The organism is Pseudomonas sp. F9001 (genome assembly GCF_013385435.1).
Lineage (GTDB): Bacteria > Pseudomonadota > Gammaproteobacteria > Pseudomonadales > Pseudomonadaceae > Aquipseudomonas.
This window is the reverse complement of sequence record NZ_JACAPX010000029.1, coordinates 570-18524: the sequence shown is the minus strand read 5'-3', so window position 1 is coordinate 18524 and position 17955 is coordinate 570. Positions and strand designations below refer to the sequence as shown.

Genomic DNA, 17955 nt, shown 5'->3' with positions numbered 1-17955 from the left:
ACACCTACCATGCAGGATGCAAAGCACTCCCCGGCGCTGCTGGGCGGCGCGACGCGTATGCCTGCGGTGCAACGGATGGTTGCCGCATTGTTTGGCCGTCTCCCCTACCGTCACCCATTGATGGTAGGCCTCGTTGAGGTGACGTGCATGGCTGTTGTCCGCCAGGGACAACATGCCGAACAATTGGTCGCGATCATTGATTCCCCAGCTGCCGTCGAGATCAATAGGGGAAGGACCCGCATAGAAAGCCGGCTCGAGATAACCGGCGCCAGGGTTGATGGACACCATGGGAGCAGACAGGGCATACAGCCAATGCTGTTGAATTTCATCCATGACCAGGAGGTTCCAGAGTCGATGAGAGTAGCCGAGGCCAACTACGTATGCGGACACAGATTGCAAGGCATATGCAGCCGGCTACCATCGGACTTGTCTTTTCTGCGCGCAGAATAAAGACCACGAGATCTCGTGGCCTGTGTTTCTCAAACTCTGCACCTTTAAACCTAAACCAGCGTTAGCGCGGTGCCCTCTTCATCCATCCAGCTTGATGATTTCAGTGGGTGTTTATACCCGTAATCATCAAAAGCCCCATCAACGACGACAACAGAATGCATGAAGTTCGCCAACGTGCCGGTTGCACCATCTGCCAGCGCCTGGACGCTGCTGCTTCGGGTAAAGGCGAACAAACCCAGACGCCGCAGTGCATCACCGGGGGTCTCGCCATCATTGAGCGTGCTCATCGCCGCTTCAAAGCTCTCGCCGGCACGAAACTCGTGGTTCTCCATTTGCGCCCGCTTGGCGCTGACGGCGTACAGGAAATTCGCATCCTTGAGCAGGCCGGCGTCGGTGCCTTTGAAATTCGAGTGTTCCCGGGCTGTTTTCAGTTCTGCATGGGTCAAGCTGACCTTGCTGGAATCGCGCATCGTCACGGTGTAACCGTCGCGGGTCTCGGTGATGTTTTTATAGATGCCCCGGGGACTTTGCCCATACTTCATCATCGCCGCCTTGATCGCCGATACCGTGACACAGTTCCCCTCGACACCTTGATAGAATCCACTCCAGATATCCCCAGGCTTGACCCCGACCGGTACATTGGAAATAGGCGGGGGCCGCGAGCTTGAACCAACGGGCACTCCGTCCGGTACCTCCTCGGCGAGCATGTAGCCATAAGATTTGACGATAGATGGCTTGTCACCATTGCTGTGCTGCAGGCCATCCAGTACCAAGGCACTCGAATAGCCAAAAGTACTGACCACCCCCACCGCGCCCTGCTCCTGCATCTTGGCGGGTGGCACGATGCGCAAGAAGCCAGTCATGCCCAAGCCCTTCAACACGCGGTATTCCGTATCGCCTTTGAGCGTGTTCGATAAAACCTTTTGAAACGATGCCCCAGGGTCCTGGTCACCGCGGGTCATCTGCTTGCGCTTCGTGTACGCCGCCAGCATGAAGTTGGCCTGCTTCACCGCGTCGGGGTTGTTCCCAGCGAAACGCGAGGCCGTGGTCGCTTGCTGCAACTCTTGCCGGGAAAAATGCAGTTCGAAACCGTCCTTCATCGTGATGTCATAACCGTCTCCCGCCGGGGTGACTTTCTCGAACATATCCGTGGCGTCTGGACCAAACCTCATCATCATCATTTTTATGACGCAGGCATGGCTGCTGCCATCAACAACCTCACCGAATCCTCGCTCGGCCGCGTTAAATCCGCTGAGAATGTCAACGGGCTTGCGGCCACGCCGGGTGGACGGCGTATCGACGCGGGGGACATCGACCGGAGCAACCGGCACATCTCGCTTGACCGGCTTAGCCGTTTGCCCCTCCTTGTCCAGCACGTAGACGTAGGGACGGTCGGGGCGATATTGACGGTCAAACCGATGCGCCACCCCATCCCGAATCAACGCGGCACCGAAGTTATGCGCCTCCATGACGCCGACGGAGTTCCTGCCGACGAGTTGCTCCGAAGGGATCTGCTGCATAAAACGGCCCATGCCCATGCCCTTGAGCAGGTTCGATGCAGTCTCACCCTGTAAGGACGTGGTCAAGGCCGCGTTAAAGCTGCTGCTGATACGGCTGTCGGAACTGGACAATTGTTTGCGCTTGACGAAGACAGCCAATGCGAAATTCGCGTTTTCCACTGTACTGGCATCACCACCGACAAATCTCGACGCTGAGGCAGTGCCATGCACTTCATGATCGGAAACATGCAACTTATAACCGTCTTTCAGCGTAACGTCATACCCCGAGCCAACGCGCTTTACTTCATCAAATAGATCAGCGCGCGCAGGACCGAAGGTCGATATCATCATCTGGATAACAGCAGAATGGCTGCTCGTATCAAAATGCTCACCGAACTGTCGCTCGGTAGAATTCAAAGTACTTACACTGTCGACGGATTTATTTTCACCCCCGTATACACGCGCAGGATGATGGACCGCCGTACTCATTGCATAACCCGTATTCATCGTAATCATGGAGCACTCCTTTAAAGGGCGAACACACAATAGCCCGTGGTAAACGCTGCCACCTGCACGTTGCGTTCAGGCATAAAAAGAAAGTGCATGAACACGGCATACAGTATTTTCTGCACGCGATGAACTGCACTCAGTCAGATAATAAGTTCAACAAGATCTAATTATAGATTTAACGTGTTGCGCAGCAACGATCATCTTCTTATTGTTTTATGGACGCCCGGTTAGCCAACCAATGCAATAGCCCGTCCAAACCGCGGTCTTCCCGCTTTAGTCCCATACATCTCCTCACACCCATCAACCACTGCTACAGAGTGCCTGCTCCTGTTGACCATACCGATCAATGATTTATCAGCAAACGCACTGACCGGAACTTCTTTCATATGCTGGCGCAAGCCCAGACGCTTGAAGCCTTCCCCGGGCCCCGTTTCGTCCTCACCGTCGTTGAGGCTGTTAATCGCGGATTGAAAGCTCCTGCCTGCAGTCCCGTCATTGTTTTCCAGCATCGCTCGCTTGGCGCTGACGGCAAATAGAAAGTGCGCATCCTTGAGCATGCCGGGATCGCGCATCGGGACAAACTTCGAGCCACGCCTGGCTTGGGCCAATTCATCCTTGCTCAAATCCAGCGCGTACCCGTCACGCATGACAATGTGATAGCCATCACCCTTGGCTTGAACAGACTTGAAGATATCGGTCGGGCTTTGACCGAACTTCGCCATCGCCGCCTTGATCGCCGAAATGGTCACGCAATTACCGTCAGGGCCCTGGCGAAAACCGTTCCATATATTTGCCGGCTTGGCGCCGTTGCGCTTATCGGACAGATCAGGAAGCGGCTGCGGTGTTGGATCCGGCAGGGGTGCATCCGGCTTGGGCAGCACTGCCGGCAGGGGCGCAGGCGTTACCTTGGTCGCAACTGTATTCGCCAGTTCCTTGCCCGCCAGCAGGCCTTGCAACTGTGTAAAAAACTGGGTGAACAGTTCGAGGAGCTTTGCTAACAGCGGGGTGTCGCTGGCTGTGTTCCCTACGGTACTTTGATCGTTATTACCGAACGATGAGAGGACCTGGTTATTAACGAATACCGGCTGCACGGGAACCGATCGTCCTGGTGTGTTGCCGGTTTGCGAATGTTGATAATAGTTTCTGACCGCGCCCGCATTATTGATTTCTGAACAAGACATATAACCATCCTTCATCAAGGGCCCCCCGACGTTTTTGATCGGGAGCGCCTTGTTGAAAAAAACTGAGGAAGTGGCCGACTTACCTGCTTATCCGGCGGCCGGGATTAAACCGCCAGTCGTTGTCGAACGCTCGACGCCTGCCGCTGGTTTCGAACTCAAAGAAATCCTCAGACGGCCCTGGCGAAGTGATGTCCGGCTCCGGCTTATCCGGCTTCGGAGCATCTGGTTTAGGCGCATCCGGCTTCGGTGGGACCGGAGCGTCTGGCTTCGGCGGGACCGGTGCATCGGGCTTCGGTGGGACTGGCACGTCCGGCTTCGGCGGAACCGGTGCATCGGGCTTCGGCGGAACCGGCACGTCCGGCTTCGGCGGGACCGGTGCATCGGGCTTCGGCGGAACCGGTGCATCAGGCTTAGGCGGGACCGGTGCATCGGGCTTAGGCGGGACCGGCACGTCGGCCTTCGGCGGGACCGGTGCATCGGGCTTAGGCGGGACCGGCTTCGTTGCATCCGGGTGAGGACAATGGCAGTTCATCACTTGGACCGTGACGTTCACGTCGGAACTGCTCCGGCTGTTCGGCTGCACGTCCTTGCCCGATGCGGGGTCTGGCCTGCGGGGCTCTGGCAGGGGTTTAGGCGTTACCTTAACCTCGGAACTCGGGACCGCTGGATTGTTTGCTGGCTTGTCTTTCTGTACCGACACCTCAGGGTTGGGCCCGGACTTGTCCTTGAGTGCAGTGTTCAATACCGGCGAGTTGGTCTCGGCTTTGTCCTTGGCTACAGTGTTCGGCACTTGCGAGTCAGTCCCCGCCTTGTCCTTGGCCGCAGTGTCCGGCACATTCGATTTACTGTCCGCCTTATCCTTCACCGGAGTATCGCTACTCTTTTCGGGTTTAGGCAGCGGGCCAGCATCGGGTACCAACTTGGGCATCCCGCCCTGCCCGGACAGCATGTTCCGTATGGCCTTGAATGCATATTCAAACAACTCGAACAACTTCTCGAGTGCATCCTTGTTGAAGGTGACGGTTCCATCCGTCACCACGGCGGGATTGTTTTTCAATACTGTGCCGGGCGTATTCGCCCGGATTTCGCCGGCGCTCTTGTCGACAGACTTTGGCAGGTCTGCATTCTGCTGATTGAAGTCATTAGTCAAGCGAGGGAAATTATTGACCGACAAATTAGACATAAACAAATCCTTATTCAGTGATTGCCAAAACTCCTTCAGCGGTCTGCAAACAGACCGTCCAGGTTCTGGACTGGAAACAAACCCGAGTGCTGCACACTCCCTACTTTCGTGGGTGTTGCGAGCATCGGGTTCCGAAAATCGGCCTTCACATAAGGAAATCAAATGAAAATAGAGACTTTATCCTATGGACTTTCCGTAAAACATCATGCTTACCCGGTGGTCGCCGTGGGCAAAATGGATATATCAGGCAACAGTCAGCCGTTAAGGCAAATTGATGAAATCACTCACCCACGCCAGTCATTCATATCTGTGTTATTGCGCGCGCCCCTCATACTCCAACTAACAAAACTTAAAAATATGCGCCGCTGACACCGCAAGACTCTGTAGCAAACAAGAAACTTGCTCACATATATAAAGCAATCAAAAAGCTCTAGTCACGTGCCCACAAACACTCGCTGTTAACGATCCGTGGCCTTATTTCAAGCAAAAAAAAGGGCGCCCACGGCACCCTTTCCTACTGAATTGAAACGCTTATATATATGTACTCAATTTTGCAGCGCAACCGAATCAGGCACCCCTAACAATCGTCCTACCTGCTCCAGGTCGGTTTCCCGCCGCATCAGCGTAAATAGTTCAACTGCTTCGGGATAGTTGCGGGTCAGCATCGCCAGCCATTGCTTCAAGCGTCCCGGCGCCTGGCGCTCGGTCAATTGCTCAACGGATTGCCGCCAGAATTCCTGGAGCATGGGTTGCATCTGCGCCCAAGTCATCTCGACCACCTCTTCCCCGGCCCGCGCGGCAGCAATCTGCCGGGCCAGGTCGGGACGGGCCACCAGGCCGCGACCGAGCATGATGTCTTCGACACCACTGATTTCGCGACACCGCCGCCAGTCTTCAACGCTCCAGATATCACCGTTGGCGAACACTGGCACCTTGACCACCTCTTGCACACGCGGGATCCACTCCCAGTGCGCCGGAGGTTTGTAGCCATCAGCCTTGGTGCGGGCATGCACCACGATATGTGCTGCGCCGCCTTCGGCCAGGGCCGTGGCGCACACCAGGGCACCGTCGGGGCTGTCGAAGCCCAGGCGCATCTTGGCCGTGACGGGAATATGCGCCGGCACCGCACGCCGTACGTGTTCGACGATCTGGTTAAGCAGCTCCGGCTCCTTGAGCAGCACCGCACCGCCACGGGACTTGTTCACGGTCTTGGCCGGGCAACCGAAGTTGAGGTCAACCACCTGAGAGCCCAGCTCACACGCCAGGGCGGCGTTTTCCGCCAAACACACCGGGTCTGAACCGAGTAACTGCACACGCAGCGGCACGCCGGCAGCGGTCTTGGCACCGTGCAGCAACTCAGGGGCGAGTTTGTGGAAATAGGCAGGCGTCAGCAGGCGGTCGTTGACCCGGATGAACTCGGTCACGCACCAATCAATACCACCGACCCGGGTCAGCACGTCCCGCAGGATGTTGTCGACCAACCCCTCCATGGGCGCCAAAGCAATTTGCATGGAAAACACTCAACGAAAAACGTGGCGCAGTTTACTGGTTTCAGACGCTGGCAGGTAATTCGCCATGCAGCGCAGGGCCATAACCCTCAAGAAATTCCGACGGCATGCGCTTGGGCTTGCCGCTGGACAGTTCGATGCAGACAAAGGTGGTTTGCGCTCGCAGCAAGGTAGCGCCATCACGCGGGCGTACCAGTTGGAAGCGTCGGGTCATTTTCAGGCGCTGGTCCCAGTCGACGATCCAGGTCGCCAACTGCAGCTCATCGCCCTCGTAACCGGCGGCGAGGTAATCGATCTCATGACGCACCACGGCCATCGCGCGATCCAGCCTGCGGTACTCGCTAAGGTCCAGCCCCAGGCGCTGGGAATGGCGCCAGGCGCAGCGTTCGAGCCAGGACACGTAAACGGCGTTGTTGGCGTGCCCCAGACCGTCGATGTCTTCGGCACCGACCTGCAGATCAATGATAAACGGCGTTGCCAAATCCCAGCCCATGGGGTGCTCCCGGTCGATTAATGTCGGCGGCGAGCAGTGTAACCCATGGCTCAGGCGGTTTGGCGCTCCGGCATGTGGCGGCCGGCCAGCAGCGCCAGCACGCCCTCGATCACACGCGGATCCGCCAGCACTTTCTGGTGCCCGCCCTGCTCCAGGCGCAGCAGGCGGCTGTCGAACCAGGCGTCATGGATGACCTGGCAAGCCTTGACCGAGACGAAGGTATCGTCTTCGGCATGCACGATCAGGCCCGGGATATTCATTTGATAGTGGGCGACATCGAGGTGCTTGAGGGGCATGCCCATCGTCAGCTCGACCTCCTGGATAAACGCCGAACGCGCTCGCGCCGGCAAACCGACCATGCCGGCAAAGCCGCGCAGTACGTCGAGAAACCGCGAGGGTGCGGCGATACTGACCAACGCCTTGGTGCGCAAGCCCAACTGCACCGCCAACATCGCGCTGGCCCCACCCATGGAGTGACCGACAACCGCATGCAGCGGTGGCAGTTCGGCAGCCGCTTCCAGCATGGCACGGGCAAACAGCAGCACATGGGCTTCGCGCCCCGGCGAACGCCCGTGAGCCGGACCATCCAGCGCAACCACCGAATAACCCGCCTCCACCAATGCGCTGATCAGGCTGGCGAATTGCGTCGGGCGCCCTTCCCAGCCGTGCATCAACAGCACCGCAGGGCCCTGGCCCCACTTCAGCGCCGACAGGCCGAAACGCAAAGTGATGCGCTCGGACTGCGCCAGCAGCGGCAGCTCCCAGTCACGGGGCGGCAAATCGCGAGGCGTCATGAACACCCGACGCATCTTGCTGGCCACCGTTTGCGGCGCCAGCCGGCCCAAGGTGCCATTGACGCCACGAATCCATTTCAACGTGCCCATCGCTCATCCCTCAGGCCAGAAGCCGTTCTTAACGCACTGCGGACTTGGCCGCACGCAATACACGATCCGATAACTCACCCGGGCCCAGGGCGCGGGCCAGCGACAAGCCGCCGATCATCAGCGCCATGTCGGCCAGGGCCTTGTCGGTGTCTTCCGGGCTGGCGGCCAGCTGTGCTGCCATCAGTTCGCAGTGTTCGTTCAAGGCCTGGCGAAATTCGTCCGGCAGGCGGCTCATCTCGCCCACGGTGGCCGGGATCGGGCACGCCTGGGCGGTAGAGTCACGGTGCTTGCGCGACAGGTAGAACGCTGCCACCAGGGCGCGGCGCTCTTCACCGGTCAAGGTCGAGTCCATGTCATCGATGGACGCGCGACGCCGGGCCAGCAACTCGGTGAAGGCCTCCAGCATCAGTGCGTCCTTGCTTTCAAAGTGCGCGTAGAAACCGCCGACGGTAAGCCCCGCCGCGCCCATGACTTCGCCCACACTCGGCTCGGCCGGGCCGCGTTGTACCAGGGCGGCGCCGGCAGCTTGCAGAATGCGTTCGCGGGTTTGCGCTTTTTTATCGTTCATCGTTGCCTCCGAATCTCATGCTTCGAATATTATTACCATAATAATATTTCGCAAGCCACAGGCATGACCATTGGTCAGAAGAACATTCAGGGAAAAAGGAAGGAGGGTTGGCCAAACGCCAGACAAACAAAAGGGCCATTCAATAATTGAATGACCCTTAAAAATCCCGCAGAGCGGGTAATCGTGGCGTCCCCTAGGGGACTCGAACCCCTGTTACCGCCGTGAAAGGGCGGTGTCCTAGGCCACTAGACGAAGGGGACACAAACCTTCTGTACAACTGATCAGCGCTGAGAACTGATCGAATTCAAGGACGGTGTGGCCAGACCTTGAACCTGTAAATTGGTGGAGCTAAACGGGATCGAACCGTTGACCTCTTGCATGCCATGCAAGCGCTCTCCCAGCTGAGCTATAGCCCCGGATTTTTCGCCTCGCGGCGCAGCAGACCTTTCGAACTGCTTGTTGAAACTGGCGTCCCCTAGGGGACTCGAACCCCTGTTACCGCCGTGAAAGGGCGGTGTCCTAGGCCACTAGACGAAGGGGACACAAACCTTCTGTACAACTGATCAGCGCTGAGAACTGATCGAATTCAAGGACGGTGTGGCCAGACCTTGAACCTGTAAATTGGTGGAGCTAAACGGGATCGAACCGTTGACCTCTTGCATGCCATGCAAGCGCTCTCCCAGCTGAGCTATAGCCCCTCGTCGGTGAGGACGGGGCGAATCTTAATGGCGTATTCGAAACGTGTCAAATTTATTTTCAACAATTTTCAAAATTTTTTGCCGAGATAACAATCACTTACCGAGCAAACCCCGGAGAACCGGGGTTTGGCCGTTACAACGGCGTGCTTAAGCGATAGCGCCCAGCAGCTTTTCCCATTCCTTGTTTTCTTTCTTCGACACACCACCAAGCAAATCAAGGGCTTGGCGAAGACGGAAGCGAGTCAGGTCCGGGCCCAGAATTTCCATCGCATCGAGCACCGACACCGAACTCGCCTGCCCGGTGATCGCGGCAAACATCAGCGGCATGGCATCGCGCAATTTCAGTTCCAGGGATTCAACCACCGCCTGGATAGTCGCGGTAATCGCATCCTTCTCCCACTGGCGCAGGCTTTCGAGCTTCCACAGGATCAACTGCATCAACTGGCGAACCTGGTCACCCGAGAGTTTCTTCGACTCAAACAGCTTCACGTCCGGGTTCACGCCACCGGCAAAGAAGAAACTCGCCAACGGTGCGACCTGGCTGAAGGTCTCCACCCTGCCCTGCACCAGCGGCGCGATCTTCATCATGTACTCGGGGTTCAACGCCCACTGCTGCACGCGGCTGGCGAACTCTTCCACCGGCAGGTCACGCAGCCACTGGCCGTTGAGCCACGACAGCTTCTCGATGTCGAAGATCGGCCCACCCAGGGACACACGGGACAGGTCGAAGTTATCGACCATTTCCTGCAACGAGAACTTCTCGCGCTCGTCCGGCATCGACCAGCCCATGCGGCCCAGGTAGTTGAGCATCGCTTCGGGCATGAAGCCCATGCGCTCGTAGAAGGTCACCGAGGTCGGGTTCTTGCGCTTGGACAGCTTGCTCTTGTCCGGGTTACGCAGCAGCGGCATGTAGCACAGCTGCGGTTGTTCCCAGCCGAAGTACTCGTACAGCAGGATCAGTTTCGGCGCCGATGGCAGCCACTCTTCGCCACGCAGTACGTGGGTGATGCCCATCAGGTGGTCGTCCACCACGTTGGCCAGGAAGTACGTCGGCAGGCCGTCGGTCTTCATCAGCACTTGCATGTCCATGCGGTCCCACGGGATCTCGACGTCACCGCGCAACATGTCCGGCACCACGCACACGCCTTCGCTCGGCACCTTCATGCGGATAACGTGCGGCTCGCCGGCAGCCAGGCGCCGGGCCACTTCTTCCTTCGACAGCAGCAGTGCGCGGCCGTCATAGCGCGGGGTTTCACCACGGGCCTGTTGCTCGGCACGCATCTGGTCCAGCTCTTCGGCGGTGCAGAAGCACGGGAAGGCGTGGCCCATGTCGACCAGTTGCTGGGTGTACTGCTTGTAGATGTCGCTGCGCTCGCTCTGGCGATACGGGCCGTGGGGGCCGCCAACGTCCGGGCCTTCGGCCCAGGTAATGCCCAACCAGCGCAGGGCATCGAAAATCTGCTGTTCCGACTCGCGCGTGGAGCGCAGTTGATCGGTGTCTTCGATCCGCAGGATGAATTCACCGCCATGCTGCTTGGCAAAGCAGTAGTTGAACAAGGCGATGTAAGCAGTACCTACGTGGGGATCCCCAGTAGGCGATGGCGCGATGCGCGTGCGGACGGTGGTCATGGCGGGTCTCGAATTGGCGATAAAACTGAAAATGAAACAAGGGGCGAATGGTAACAGCCCCAAGCCCTTGGGCTCCAGCGTGGGGAGGCGAACAAAGGGCATATGAGACAAGCTCCGGTCTCAAGTCTCGACATGGCTATTTGCCAGACCGTTCGCTGGCTATATTCCATTACCTTTTGTCGACGACATTATTGCCATGCCTGCCCCGCTCAAACGCCGCCTGTTTATCTTCCTGTTTATCGTGGTCCTGATCGCCGGGGGCTTTTTCGCCCAGTGGTTCTTCAAGGGCCGTTTTTATGAAAGCACCGACAACGCCTACGTCCAGGGCGAGATCACCCGGGTCTCCAGCCAACTGGGTGCGCGCATCGTCGAGGTGCTGGTGGGCGACAACGAGCACGTGGAAAAAGGCCAACTGCTGGTCAAGCTCGAAGGCGACGACTTCCACCTCGCCGTCGACCGCGCCAACGCCGCCCTGGCCATGCGCGAAGCCGAGCGTGTGCAGGCCCAGAGCAAACTGACCCAGCAAGCCAGCCTGATCGCCGCCGGTGCAGCCAAGGTCTCGTCCAGCCAGGCCACCCTCGGCCGCTCGCAGATCGACCTGAACCGCGCACAAACCCTGCGCAAACCCGGCTATGTCTCCGAAGAACGGGTCACCACCCTCGACGCCGACAACCACATCGCCCGCTCCCAGGTGACCATGGCCCAGGCCGACCTGCAGGGCCAGCGCCAGCAGGTCAACGCCCTGAACGCCGAGATCAAGCGCCTCGACGCGATGATCGCCAACGCCAGGACCGACCTGGCCCAGGCCGAACTGAACCTGACCCGCAGCGAAATCCACGCGCCCATCAGCGGCCTGATCGGCCAGCGTGCCGCGCGCAACGGTCAATACGTACAGGCCGGCGCCTACCTGCTGTCGATCGTCCCGGACCAGGACATCTGGGTGCAGGCCAACTTCAAGGAAACCCAGATCGGCCATATGCAGCCTGGGCAAAAAGCCGAGCTGACATTCGACGCCTACAGCGATACTCCAATCGAAGGCCGCGTGGCCAACCTGTTCGGCGCTTCCGGCGCGCAATTCAGCCTGCTGCCGCCGGACAATGCCACGGGCAACTTCACCAAAGTCGTACAACGGATTCCGGTCAAACTGACCTTCGCCACCGACAACCCGCTGCAGGGCAAAATCCGCCCGGGCATGTCGGTGACGGTCAAAGTGAACATCCAAGACCCGCACGATGGCCGGTGATCAACTGCTGCCGCCGGTAGGCGAACCGAGCCGGCGCGACTGGATCGCGGTCATGAGCGTGATGCTCGGCGCCTTCATGGCAGTGCTCGACATCCAGATCACCAACTCGTCCCTCAAGGACATCCAGGGCGCGCTGTCGGCCACCCTGGAAGAAGGTTCGTGGATTTCCACCTCCTACCTTGTGGCCGAAATCATCATGATCCCCCTCACCGCCTGGCTGGTGCAGCTGCTGTCGGCGCGTCGGCTGGCGGTGTGGGTCTCGGGCGGGTTCCTGATCGCCTCGCTGATGTGCTCCATGGCCTGGAGCCTGGAAAGCATGATCGTATTCCGCGCGCTGCAGGGCTTTACCGGCGGCGCGCTGATCCCCCTGGCGTTCACCCTCACGCTGATCAAGCTGCCCGAACATCACCGCGCCAAAGGCATGGCCATGTTCGCCATGACCGCCACCTTCGCCCCGTCCATCGGCCCGACCATTGGCGGCTGGCTCACGGAAAACTGGGGTTGGGAATACATCTTCTACATCAACATCCCACCGGGCCTGATCATGATCGCCGGGCTGCTGTACGGCCTGGAGAAAAAGGACTCCAACTGGGACCTGCTCAAAAGCACCGACTATCTCGGTATCCTTACCATGGCCGTGGGCCTTGGGTGTTTGCAGGTGTTTCTGGAAGAAGGCCATCGCAAGGATTGGCTGGAATCCAGCCTGATTGTCAGCCTGGGCACCGTCGCCCTGTTGAGCTTGATCACCTTTGTGATCGTGCAGATGTCCAAGCCCAACCCGCTGATCAACCTGCGGATCCTCGGCAATCGCAATTTCGGGCTATCGAGTATTTCGAGCCTGGGGATGGGCGTGGGGTTGTATGGCTCGATTTATCTGCTGCCGCTGTACCTGGCGCAGATCCAGAACTACAACGCCCTGCAAATCGGCGAAGTGATCATGTGGATGGGGGTTCCGCAGCTGTTTTTGATTCCGCTGGTGCCCAAGCTGATGAAGTACGTGTCGCCCAAATGGCTGTGCACCCTGGGGTTCGGGCTGTTCGGGTTGGCGAGTTTTTCATCGGGGGTGCTGAACCCGGACTTTGCCGGCGACCAGTTCAACCGCATCCAGATCATCCGTGCGTTGGGGCAGCCGTTGATCATGGTGACAATTTCGCTGATTGCCACGGCATACATCATGCAGAAGGACGCGGGGTCGGCGTCGAGCCTGTTCAATATTTTGCGAAACCTGGGCGGGGCGATCGGGATTGCGTTGCTGGCGACGCTGCTGGATGCGCGCACCAAGACCTACTTTGATTACCTGCGTGAGGCGATTGTGCCGACCAATCCACAGGTGGCAGAGCGCATGGCCAGGCTGACGGAGACGTTTGGCAGTGAGACGGCGGCGTTGGGCAAGTTGAGTGAGATAGCGCATCAGCAGGCGCAGATCATGGCCTATAACGATGCGTTCCATTTTGTAGGGTTGGCGTTGGGGATCAGCATGGTGGCGATCTTGTTGACCAAGGCGTTGCCGGCGGGGCTTAAGGCTGGGGAAGCCCACTGAAATAACCTGTGGCGAGGGAGCTTGTTGTGGCGAGGGAGCTTGCTCCCGCTGGGCTGCGAAGCGGCCCCAAAATTCTGGGAGCGCTTCGCACTCCAGCGGGAGCAAGCTCCCTCGCCACAAAGAGCTTGAAGATCGTTCCCACGCTCTGCGTGGGAATGCCTCACTGGACGCTCCGCGTCCGCTCTTGGGACGCAGAGCGTCCCGGGCTGCTTTCCCACGCAGAGCGTGGGAACGATCATCAGACCGCCAGTAACCGCTCCCGCAACTTGCCGATCTCATCGCGCATCTGCGCCGCCGCTTCAAACTCCAGATCCCGCGCCAACTGGTACATCTTCTCTTCCAGCTGGCGAATACGCTTGGTGATCTCGCTCGGTGAACGCAATTCCGCTTCGTACTTGGCATTCTCCTCCGCAGCCTTGGCCATGCCCTTGCGCTTCTTGCTGCGCGAGCCCGGCACCGTTGCGCCTTCCATGATGTCGGCGACGTCCTTGAACACACCCTTCGGCGTGATGCCATGCTCAAGGTTGTAGGCAATCTGCTTGTCGCGACGACGCTCGGTCTCGCCAATCGCCCGTTCCATGGAACCGGTAATCCGGTCCGCATACAGAATCGCCCGGCCATTCAGGTTGCGCGCCGCCCGGCCAATGGTCTGGATCAACGAACGCTCAGACCGCAGGAAGCCTTCCTTGTCCGCATCCAGAATCGCCACCAGGGACACTTCCGGCATATCCAGGCCTTCACGCAGCAGGTTGATCCCCACCAGCACATCGAACGCCCCCAGGCGCAGGTCGCGGATGATTTCCACGCGCTCCACGGTGTCGATGTCCGAGTGCAAATAGCGCACGCGCACGCCGTGGTCGGCCAGGTAATCGGTCAAGTCTTCGGACATGCGCTTGGTCAGCGTGGTGACCAGCACCCGCTCTTCCAGGGCCACGCGCTTGGTGATTTCCGAAAGCAGATCATCCACCTGGGTCAGCGCCGGGCGGATTTCGATTTGCGGGTCCACCAGGCCGGTCGGGCGCACCAGTTGCTCAATCACACGCCCGGCATGTTCGGCCTCGTAGTTACCCGGCGTGGCCGAGACAAAAATCGTCTGCGGGCTGATGCCTTCGAACTCGTCAAAACGCATCGGCCGGTTATCCAGCGCCGATGGCAGGCGGAAGCCGTATTCCACCAGGGTCTCTTTACGGGAACGGTCACCTTTGTACATCGCGCCCACCTGCGGCACGCTGACGTGGGACTCGTCGATCACCAGCAAGGCATCGTCCGGCAGGTAATCGAACAAGGTAGGTGGCGCCTGCCCGGACTCGCGGCCCGAGAGGTAGCGCGAGTAGTTTTCGATGCCGTTGCAGTAGCCCAGCTCGAGGATCATCTCCAGGTCGAAGCGGGTGCGCTGTTCCAGGCGCTGGGCTTCCACCAGCTTGTTGTTGGAGCGCAGGTATTCCAGGCGCTCCACCAGCTCAGCCTTGATGCCCTCGATGGCGCCCATCAGGGTTTCGCGCGGGGTCACGTAGTGGCTTTTCGGGTAGAAGGTGAAGCGCGGCAGCTTGCGGATCACTTCGCCGGTCAACGGGTCGAAGGCCGACAGGCTCTCGACTTCATCGTCGAACAGCTCGATGCGGATCGCTTCCAGGTCGGATTCCGCCGGGTAGATGTCGATCACATCGCCGCGCACGCGGAAGCTCGCCCGGGCGAAGTCTATGTCGTTGCGGGTGTATTGCAGGCTCGTCAGGCGACGCAACAGTTCGCGCTGGTCGAGTTTGTCGCCGCGGTCGACGTGCAGCACCATCTTCAAATAGGTTTCCGGGCTGCCCAGGCCGTAGATGCACGACACCGTGGTGACGATGATCGCGTCCTTGCGTTCCAGCAGCGCCTTGGTCGCCGAGAGTCGCATCTGCTCGATGTGGTCGTTGATCGAGGCGTCTTTCTCGATAAAGGTGTCGGAGGACGGTACGTAGGCTTCGGGCTGGTAGTAGTCGTAGTAGGAAACGAAGTACTCCACCGCGTTGTTCGGGAAGAACGCCTTGAACTCGCCATACAACTGCGCGGCCAGGGTCTTGTTCGGCGCCAGCACCAGGGTCGGGCGGTTCACCTGGGCGATCACGTTGGCGATGCTGAAAGTCTTGCCGGAGCCGGTCACCCCGAGCAAGGTCTGGTGCGCGAGGCCGGCCTCAATGCCTTCGACCATCAGGCGGATGGCTTCCGGTTGATCGCCGGCGGGCTCGAAGCGGGTGACTAGCTGGAAATCCGACATAACGTACCTCTTGAGTCACCCCGGGGCCGGAAACAGCAACGGGGACGAAAAAGACCGCGACCCGCGACTGTTCGGCGCAGGTTGCAGGAAAAAACCATGATAGCTGTAGAAGTGGAGGCGAATGTGACGGGTTTCAAGGCAATCGTCCTACATGCCGTTGGTCACCCATGTTGCAATAAGACTAACGGTCGGTAAATAAACCGAAAAACTTGGCCGAAAAGCCGTTTCGGCTGTCGCCGTGAGCAGTGATGGCCTCTATACTAGCTCCCCGTTTGTGCACCGCTCTAGTGCATTCGGCTGGAGCGCGACACGTCCCTCCACTCTCTATAGAGCTGCCGCAAAAATGAGCCTGTTCTCCGCTGTCGAAATGGCACCACGCGATCCAATCCTGGGCCTCAACGAAGCATTCAACGCCGATACCCGAACCACCAAGGTGAACCTTGGCGTGGGCGTTTACTGCAACGAGGAGGGGAAGATTCCACTCTTGCGTGCCGTTGCCGAAGCGGAAGCCATTCGCGTGGCGCAACACGCCGCCCGTGGCTACTTGCCGATCGACGGTATTGTCGCCTACGACCAGGCCGTGCAAAAGCTGCTGTTCGGCGCGCAATCGCCGCTGATCAGCTCCGGCCGCGTCATCACCGCCCAAGCGGTCGGCGGCACCGGCGCCCTGAAAATCGGCGCTGACTTCCTCAAGCAACTGCTGCCCAACGCCGTCGTCGCCATCAGCGACCCGAGCTGGGAAAACCACCAGGCGCTGTTCGAAAAAGCCGGCTTCCCGGTGCAAACCTATCGTTACTACGACGCCGCCACCCACGACGTAAACCGCGCCGGCCTGCTGGAAGACCTCAACGCCCTGCCGCCACAGTCCATCGTCGTGCTGCACGCCTGCTGCCACAACCCGACCGGCGTCGACCTGAGCCCGGCCGACTGGCAACAAGTGCTGGACGTGGTCAAGGCGAAAAACCTCGTACCGTTCCTCGACATGGCCTACCAGGGCTTTGGCGACGGCATCGACGAAGACGCCGCTGCGGTGCGCCTGTTCGCCGAGTCGGGCCTGACCTTCTTTGTGTCCAGCTCGTTCTCCAAGTCGTTCTCGCTGTACGGCGAGCGCGTGGGCGCCCTGTCCATCGTCACCGACTCCAAGGAAGAAAGCGCGCGCATCCTGTCCCAGGTCAAGCGCGTGATCCGCACCAACTACTCCAACCCGCCGACCCACGGCGCGGCGATCGCGGCAGCGGTGCTGAACAACCCTGAGCTGCGCGCCCAGTGGGAAGCGGAACTGGCGGAAATGCGCCTGCGCATTCGCGGCATGCGCGAGCAGATGGTGGCTGACCTGGCCAAGGCTGCTCCGGGCCACGACTTCAGCTTCGTCGGTCGCCAGCGCGGGATGTTCTCCTACTCCGGCCTGAGCGTTGAACAAGTGACACGCCTGCGCAACGAGTTTGGTATCTACGCGCTGGATACCGGCCGTATCTGTGTGGCGGCGTTGAACCAGAAAAACATTGATGCAGTGACCAAGGCCATCGTTCAGGTGCTGTAAGCCTGTTGTGATGCAAAAAAAGGGGAAGCCAATGGCTTCCCCTTTTTCATTCTGAAAACCGCGCCCCCTGTGGCGAGGGAGCTTGCTCCCGCTGGGATGCGAAGCGGCCCCAAAACCTGCCACCGTGAACTTTATGAATGAATGCGGTGCCTGAATTGGGGCTGCTGCGCAGCCCAGCGGGAGCAAGCTCCCTCGCCACAGGGTGGGTGGTTTGCCTTCAAGAGCGGGTGTTCAGCCCCTAAAAATTCGCTGCTTTCAGTCCGCTGCCCCTAGACTGACAGCAAGACAGTCCCTTTCCCTTGAGTATCCTATGAGAAACGACGACCTGGACCTGCGTGCCGACCGCGACGAACTGGACCACTTCACCCCGCGCCCACCACCCGCCAAGCGCCAGAAAAGCCTGGTGCTGCAAGTCGCGCTCGGCGTATTCCTCGGTGGTTTGGCCTTATGGCTGGTGCAACTGGGCGCCGGCGCCCTGATGGCCAAGCTGGCCATGGGCACCTTCCAGTTCGGCGGCTGACAAAGATCAAATGTGGGGGCCGTCGAGCTTTAGCGAGGCCGCGATAGCGGTGGGTCAGGCACCCTCAATATCGACTGTGCCGACGCCATCGCAGCCTCGCTGAAGCTCGACAGCTCCCACAGGGGATCTACTCCCGCCTTCAGTCCGCGCTCGTGTGGCTGGTTCAACTCGATCCAAGCAGTCCCCCTGCAATTTGGCGGCTGACAAAGACCAAATGTGGGAGCCGTCGAGCTTCAGCGAGGCCGCGATAGCGGT

At 59.4% G+C, this 17955-nt stretch carries 14 protein-coding genes, 4 tRNA genes and 1 pseudogene; 6 read left to right on the top strand and 13 right to left on the bottom strand.

The genetic code is table 11. The annotated features are described in order from the left end of the window. Positions 1-36 precede the first annotated feature (36 nt). Positions 37-114: pseudogene (locus HX818_RS31545) on the top strand (Hsp70 family protein); the annotation flags it as partial. 386 nt (positions 115-500) lie between these two features. On the opposite strand, the gene HX818_RS24060 reads toward HX818_RS31545, so the two are convergent. From HX818_RS24060 to HX818_RS24050, 3 genes are all read right to left on the bottom strand, one after another. Further along, entirely contained in the window at positions 501-2465 is a 1965-nt protein-coding gene (locus HX818_RS24060) for a hypothetical protein (protein ID WP_177020873.1), read from the bottom strand. A 221-nt stretch (positions 2466-2686) separates the two neighbouring features. After that, on the bottom strand, positions 2687-3655 hold the full coding sequence (locus tag HX818_RS24055; RefSeq protein ID WP_256346359.1) for a hypothetical protein: 969 nt from the start codon (positions 3653-3655) through the stop codon (positions 2687-2689). A 64-nt stretch (positions 3656-3719) separates the two neighbouring features. Then, a complete protein-coding gene (locus HX818_RS24050; RefSeq protein ID WP_177020872.1) occupies positions 3720-4823 on the bottom strand; it encodes an adhesin in 1104 nt (367 codons plus the stop codon). A gap of 162 nt (positions 4824-4985) precedes the next feature. Here HX818_RS24050 and HX818_RS24045 point away from each other — a divergent pair, with 162 nt between their 5' ends. Further along, positions 4986-5192, top strand: coding sequence for a hypothetical protein (locus tag HX818_RS24045; protein ID WP_134326072.1), 207 nt, complete (start codon positions 4986-4988; stop codon positions 5190-5192). A gap of 176 nt (positions 5193-5368) precedes the next feature. Here HX818_RS24045 and HX818_RS24040 read toward each other — a convergent pair whose 3' ends face one another. The 9 genes from HX818_RS24040 to gltX all read right to left on the bottom strand — a co-directional run bounded on the left by HX818_RS24040 (position 5369) and on the right by gltX (position 10603). Continuing rightward, complete coding sequence (locus tag HX818_RS24040) at positions 5369-6334, bottom strand: tRNA-dihydrouridine synthase (RefSeq protein WP_003214454.1); 966 nt, start codon at positions 6332-6334, stop codon at positions 5369-5371. Between the two features lie 40 nt (positions 6335-6374). Further along, a complete protein-coding gene (locus HX818_RS24035) occupies positions 6375-6824 on the bottom strand; it encodes a thioesterase family protein (RefSeq protein ID WP_177020871.1) in 450 nt (149 codons plus the stop codon). 50 nt (positions 6825-6874) lie between these two features. Further along, complete coding sequence (locus tag HX818_RS24030) at positions 6875-7708, bottom strand: alpha/beta hydrolase (RefSeq protein WP_177020870.1); 834 nt, start codon at positions 7706-7708, stop codon at positions 6875-6877. Positions 7709-7736: 28 nt separating this feature from the next. After that, a complete protein-coding gene (locus tag HX818_RS24025; protein WP_177020869.1) occupies positions 7737-8276 on the bottom strand; it encodes a TetR/AcrR family transcriptional regulator in 540 nt (179 codons plus the stop codon). Between the two features lie 184 nt (positions 8277-8460). Beyond that, positions 8461-8536 (bottom strand) — tRNA-Glu (locus tag HX818_RS24020). Between the two features lie 80 nt (positions 8537-8616). Beyond that, positions 8617-8692, bottom strand: a tRNA-Ala gene (locus HX818_RS24015). 50 nt (positions 8693-8742) lie between these two features. Continuing rightward, positions 8743-8818 (bottom strand) — tRNA-Glu (locus HX818_RS24010). Positions 8819-8898: 80 nt separating this feature from the next. Beyond that, positions 8899-8974, bottom strand: a tRNA-Ala gene (locus HX818_RS24005). 147 nt (positions 8975-9121) lie between these two features. Further along, positions 9122-10603, bottom strand: a complete 1482-nt coding sequence (gltX, locus tag HX818_RS24000; RefSeq protein ID WP_003214464.1) for a glutamate--tRNA ligase — start codon at positions 10601-10603, stop codon at positions 9122-9124. 196 nt (positions 10604-10799) lie between these two features. Between gltX and HX818_RS23995 the strand changes: the two genes are divergently transcribed. Together HX818_RS23995 and HX818_RS23990 are read left to right on the top strand one after the other, a co-directional pair. Next, the gene (locus tag HX818_RS23995; RefSeq protein ID WP_008438770.1) at positions 10800-11846 is read left to right on the top strand and encodes an HlyD family secretion protein; all 1047 of its coding nucleotides are present in this window, start codon (positions 10800-10802) and stop codon (positions 11844-11846) included. Continuing rightward, positions 11836-13386, top strand: coding sequence for an MDR family MFS transporter (locus tag HX818_RS23990; RefSeq protein WP_102368517.1), 1551 nt, complete (start codon positions 11836-11838; stop codon positions 13384-13386). The genes HX818_RS23995 and HX818_RS23990 overlap by 11 nt, the downstream gene beginning before the upstream one ends. Positions 13387-13624: 238 nt before the next feature. Here HX818_RS23990 and uvrB read toward each other — a convergent pair whose 3' ends face one another. After that, positions 13625-15640: an excinuclease ABC subunit UvrB gene (uvrB, locus tag HX818_RS23985; RefSeq protein WP_008438773.1), complete on the bottom strand. Its 2016-nt coding sequence runs from the start codon at positions 15638-15640 to the stop codon at positions 13625-13627. A 343-nt stretch (positions 15641-15983) separates the two neighbouring features. Here uvrB and HX818_RS23980 point away from each other — a divergent pair, with 343 nt between their 5' ends. Continuing rightward, on the top strand, positions 15984-17180 hold the full coding sequence (locus HX818_RS23980; RefSeq protein ID WP_177020868.1) for an amino acid aminotransferase: 1197 nt from the start codon (positions 15984-15986) through the stop codon (positions 17178-17180). 310 nt (positions 17181-17490) lie between these two features. Then, the gene (locus tag HX818_RS23975; RefSeq protein ID WP_017478782.1) at positions 17491-17700 is read left to right on the top strand and encodes a hypothetical protein; all 210 of its coding nucleotides are present in this window, start codon (positions 17491-17493) and stop codon (positions 17698-17700) included. Positions 17701-17955 lie beyond the last annotated feature (255 nt).

Coding starts and splice junctions, on each gene's coding strand:
- HX818_RS24025 (WP_177020869.1), bottom strand. CDS start 8,276: ATGAACGATAAAAAAGCGCAAACCCGCGAACGCATTCTGCAAGCTGCC.
- HX818_RS23980 (WP_177020868.1), top strand. CDS start 15,984: ATGAGCCTGTTCTCCGCTGTCGAAATGGCACCACGCGATCCAATCCTG.
- gltX (WP_003214464.1), bottom strand. CDS start 10,603: ATGACCACCGTCCGCACGCGCATCGCGCCATCGCCTACTGGGGATCCC.
- HX818_RS24040 (WP_003214454.1), bottom strand. CDS start 6,334: ATGCAAATTGCTTTGGCGCCCATGGAGGGGTTGGTCGACAACATCCTG.
- HX818_RS23995 (WP_008438770.1), top strand. CDS start 10,800: ATGCCTGCCCCGCTCAAACGCCGCCTGTTTATCTTCCTGTTTATCGTG.
- HX818_RS24055 (WP_256346359.1), bottom strand. CDS start 3,655: ATGAAGGATGGTTATATGTCTTGTTCAGAAATCAATAATGCGGGCGCG.
- HX818_RS24030 (WP_177020870.1), bottom strand. CDS start 7,708: ATGGGCACGTTGAAATGGATTCGTGGCGTCAATGGCACCTTGGGCCGG.
- HX818_RS24050 (WP_177020872.1), bottom strand. CDS start 4,823: ATGTCTAATTTGTCGGTCAATAATTTCCCTCGCTTGACTAATGACTTC.
- HX818_RS24045 (WP_134326072.1), top strand. CDS start 4,986: ATGAAAATAGAGACTTTATCCTATGGACTTTCCGTAAAACATCATGCT.
- uvrB (WP_008438773.1), bottom strand. CDS start 15,640: ATGTCGGATTTCCAGCTAGTCACCCGCTTCGAGCCCGCCGGCGATCAA.
- HX818_RS23975 (WP_017478782.1), top strand. CDS start 17,491: ATGAGAAACGACGACCTGGACCTGCGTGCCGACCGCGACGAACTGGAC.
- HX818_RS24035 (WP_177020871.1), bottom strand. CDS start 6,824: ATGGGCTGGGATTTGGCAACGCCGTTTATCATTGATCTGCAGGTCGGT.
- HX818_RS23990 (WP_102368517.1), top strand. CDS start 11,836: ATGGCCGGTGATCAACTGCTGCCGCCGGTAGGCGAACCGAGCCGGCGC.
- HX818_RS24060 (WP_177020873.1), bottom strand. CDS start 2,465: ATGATTACGATGAATACGGGTTATGCAATGAGTACGGCGGTCCATCAT.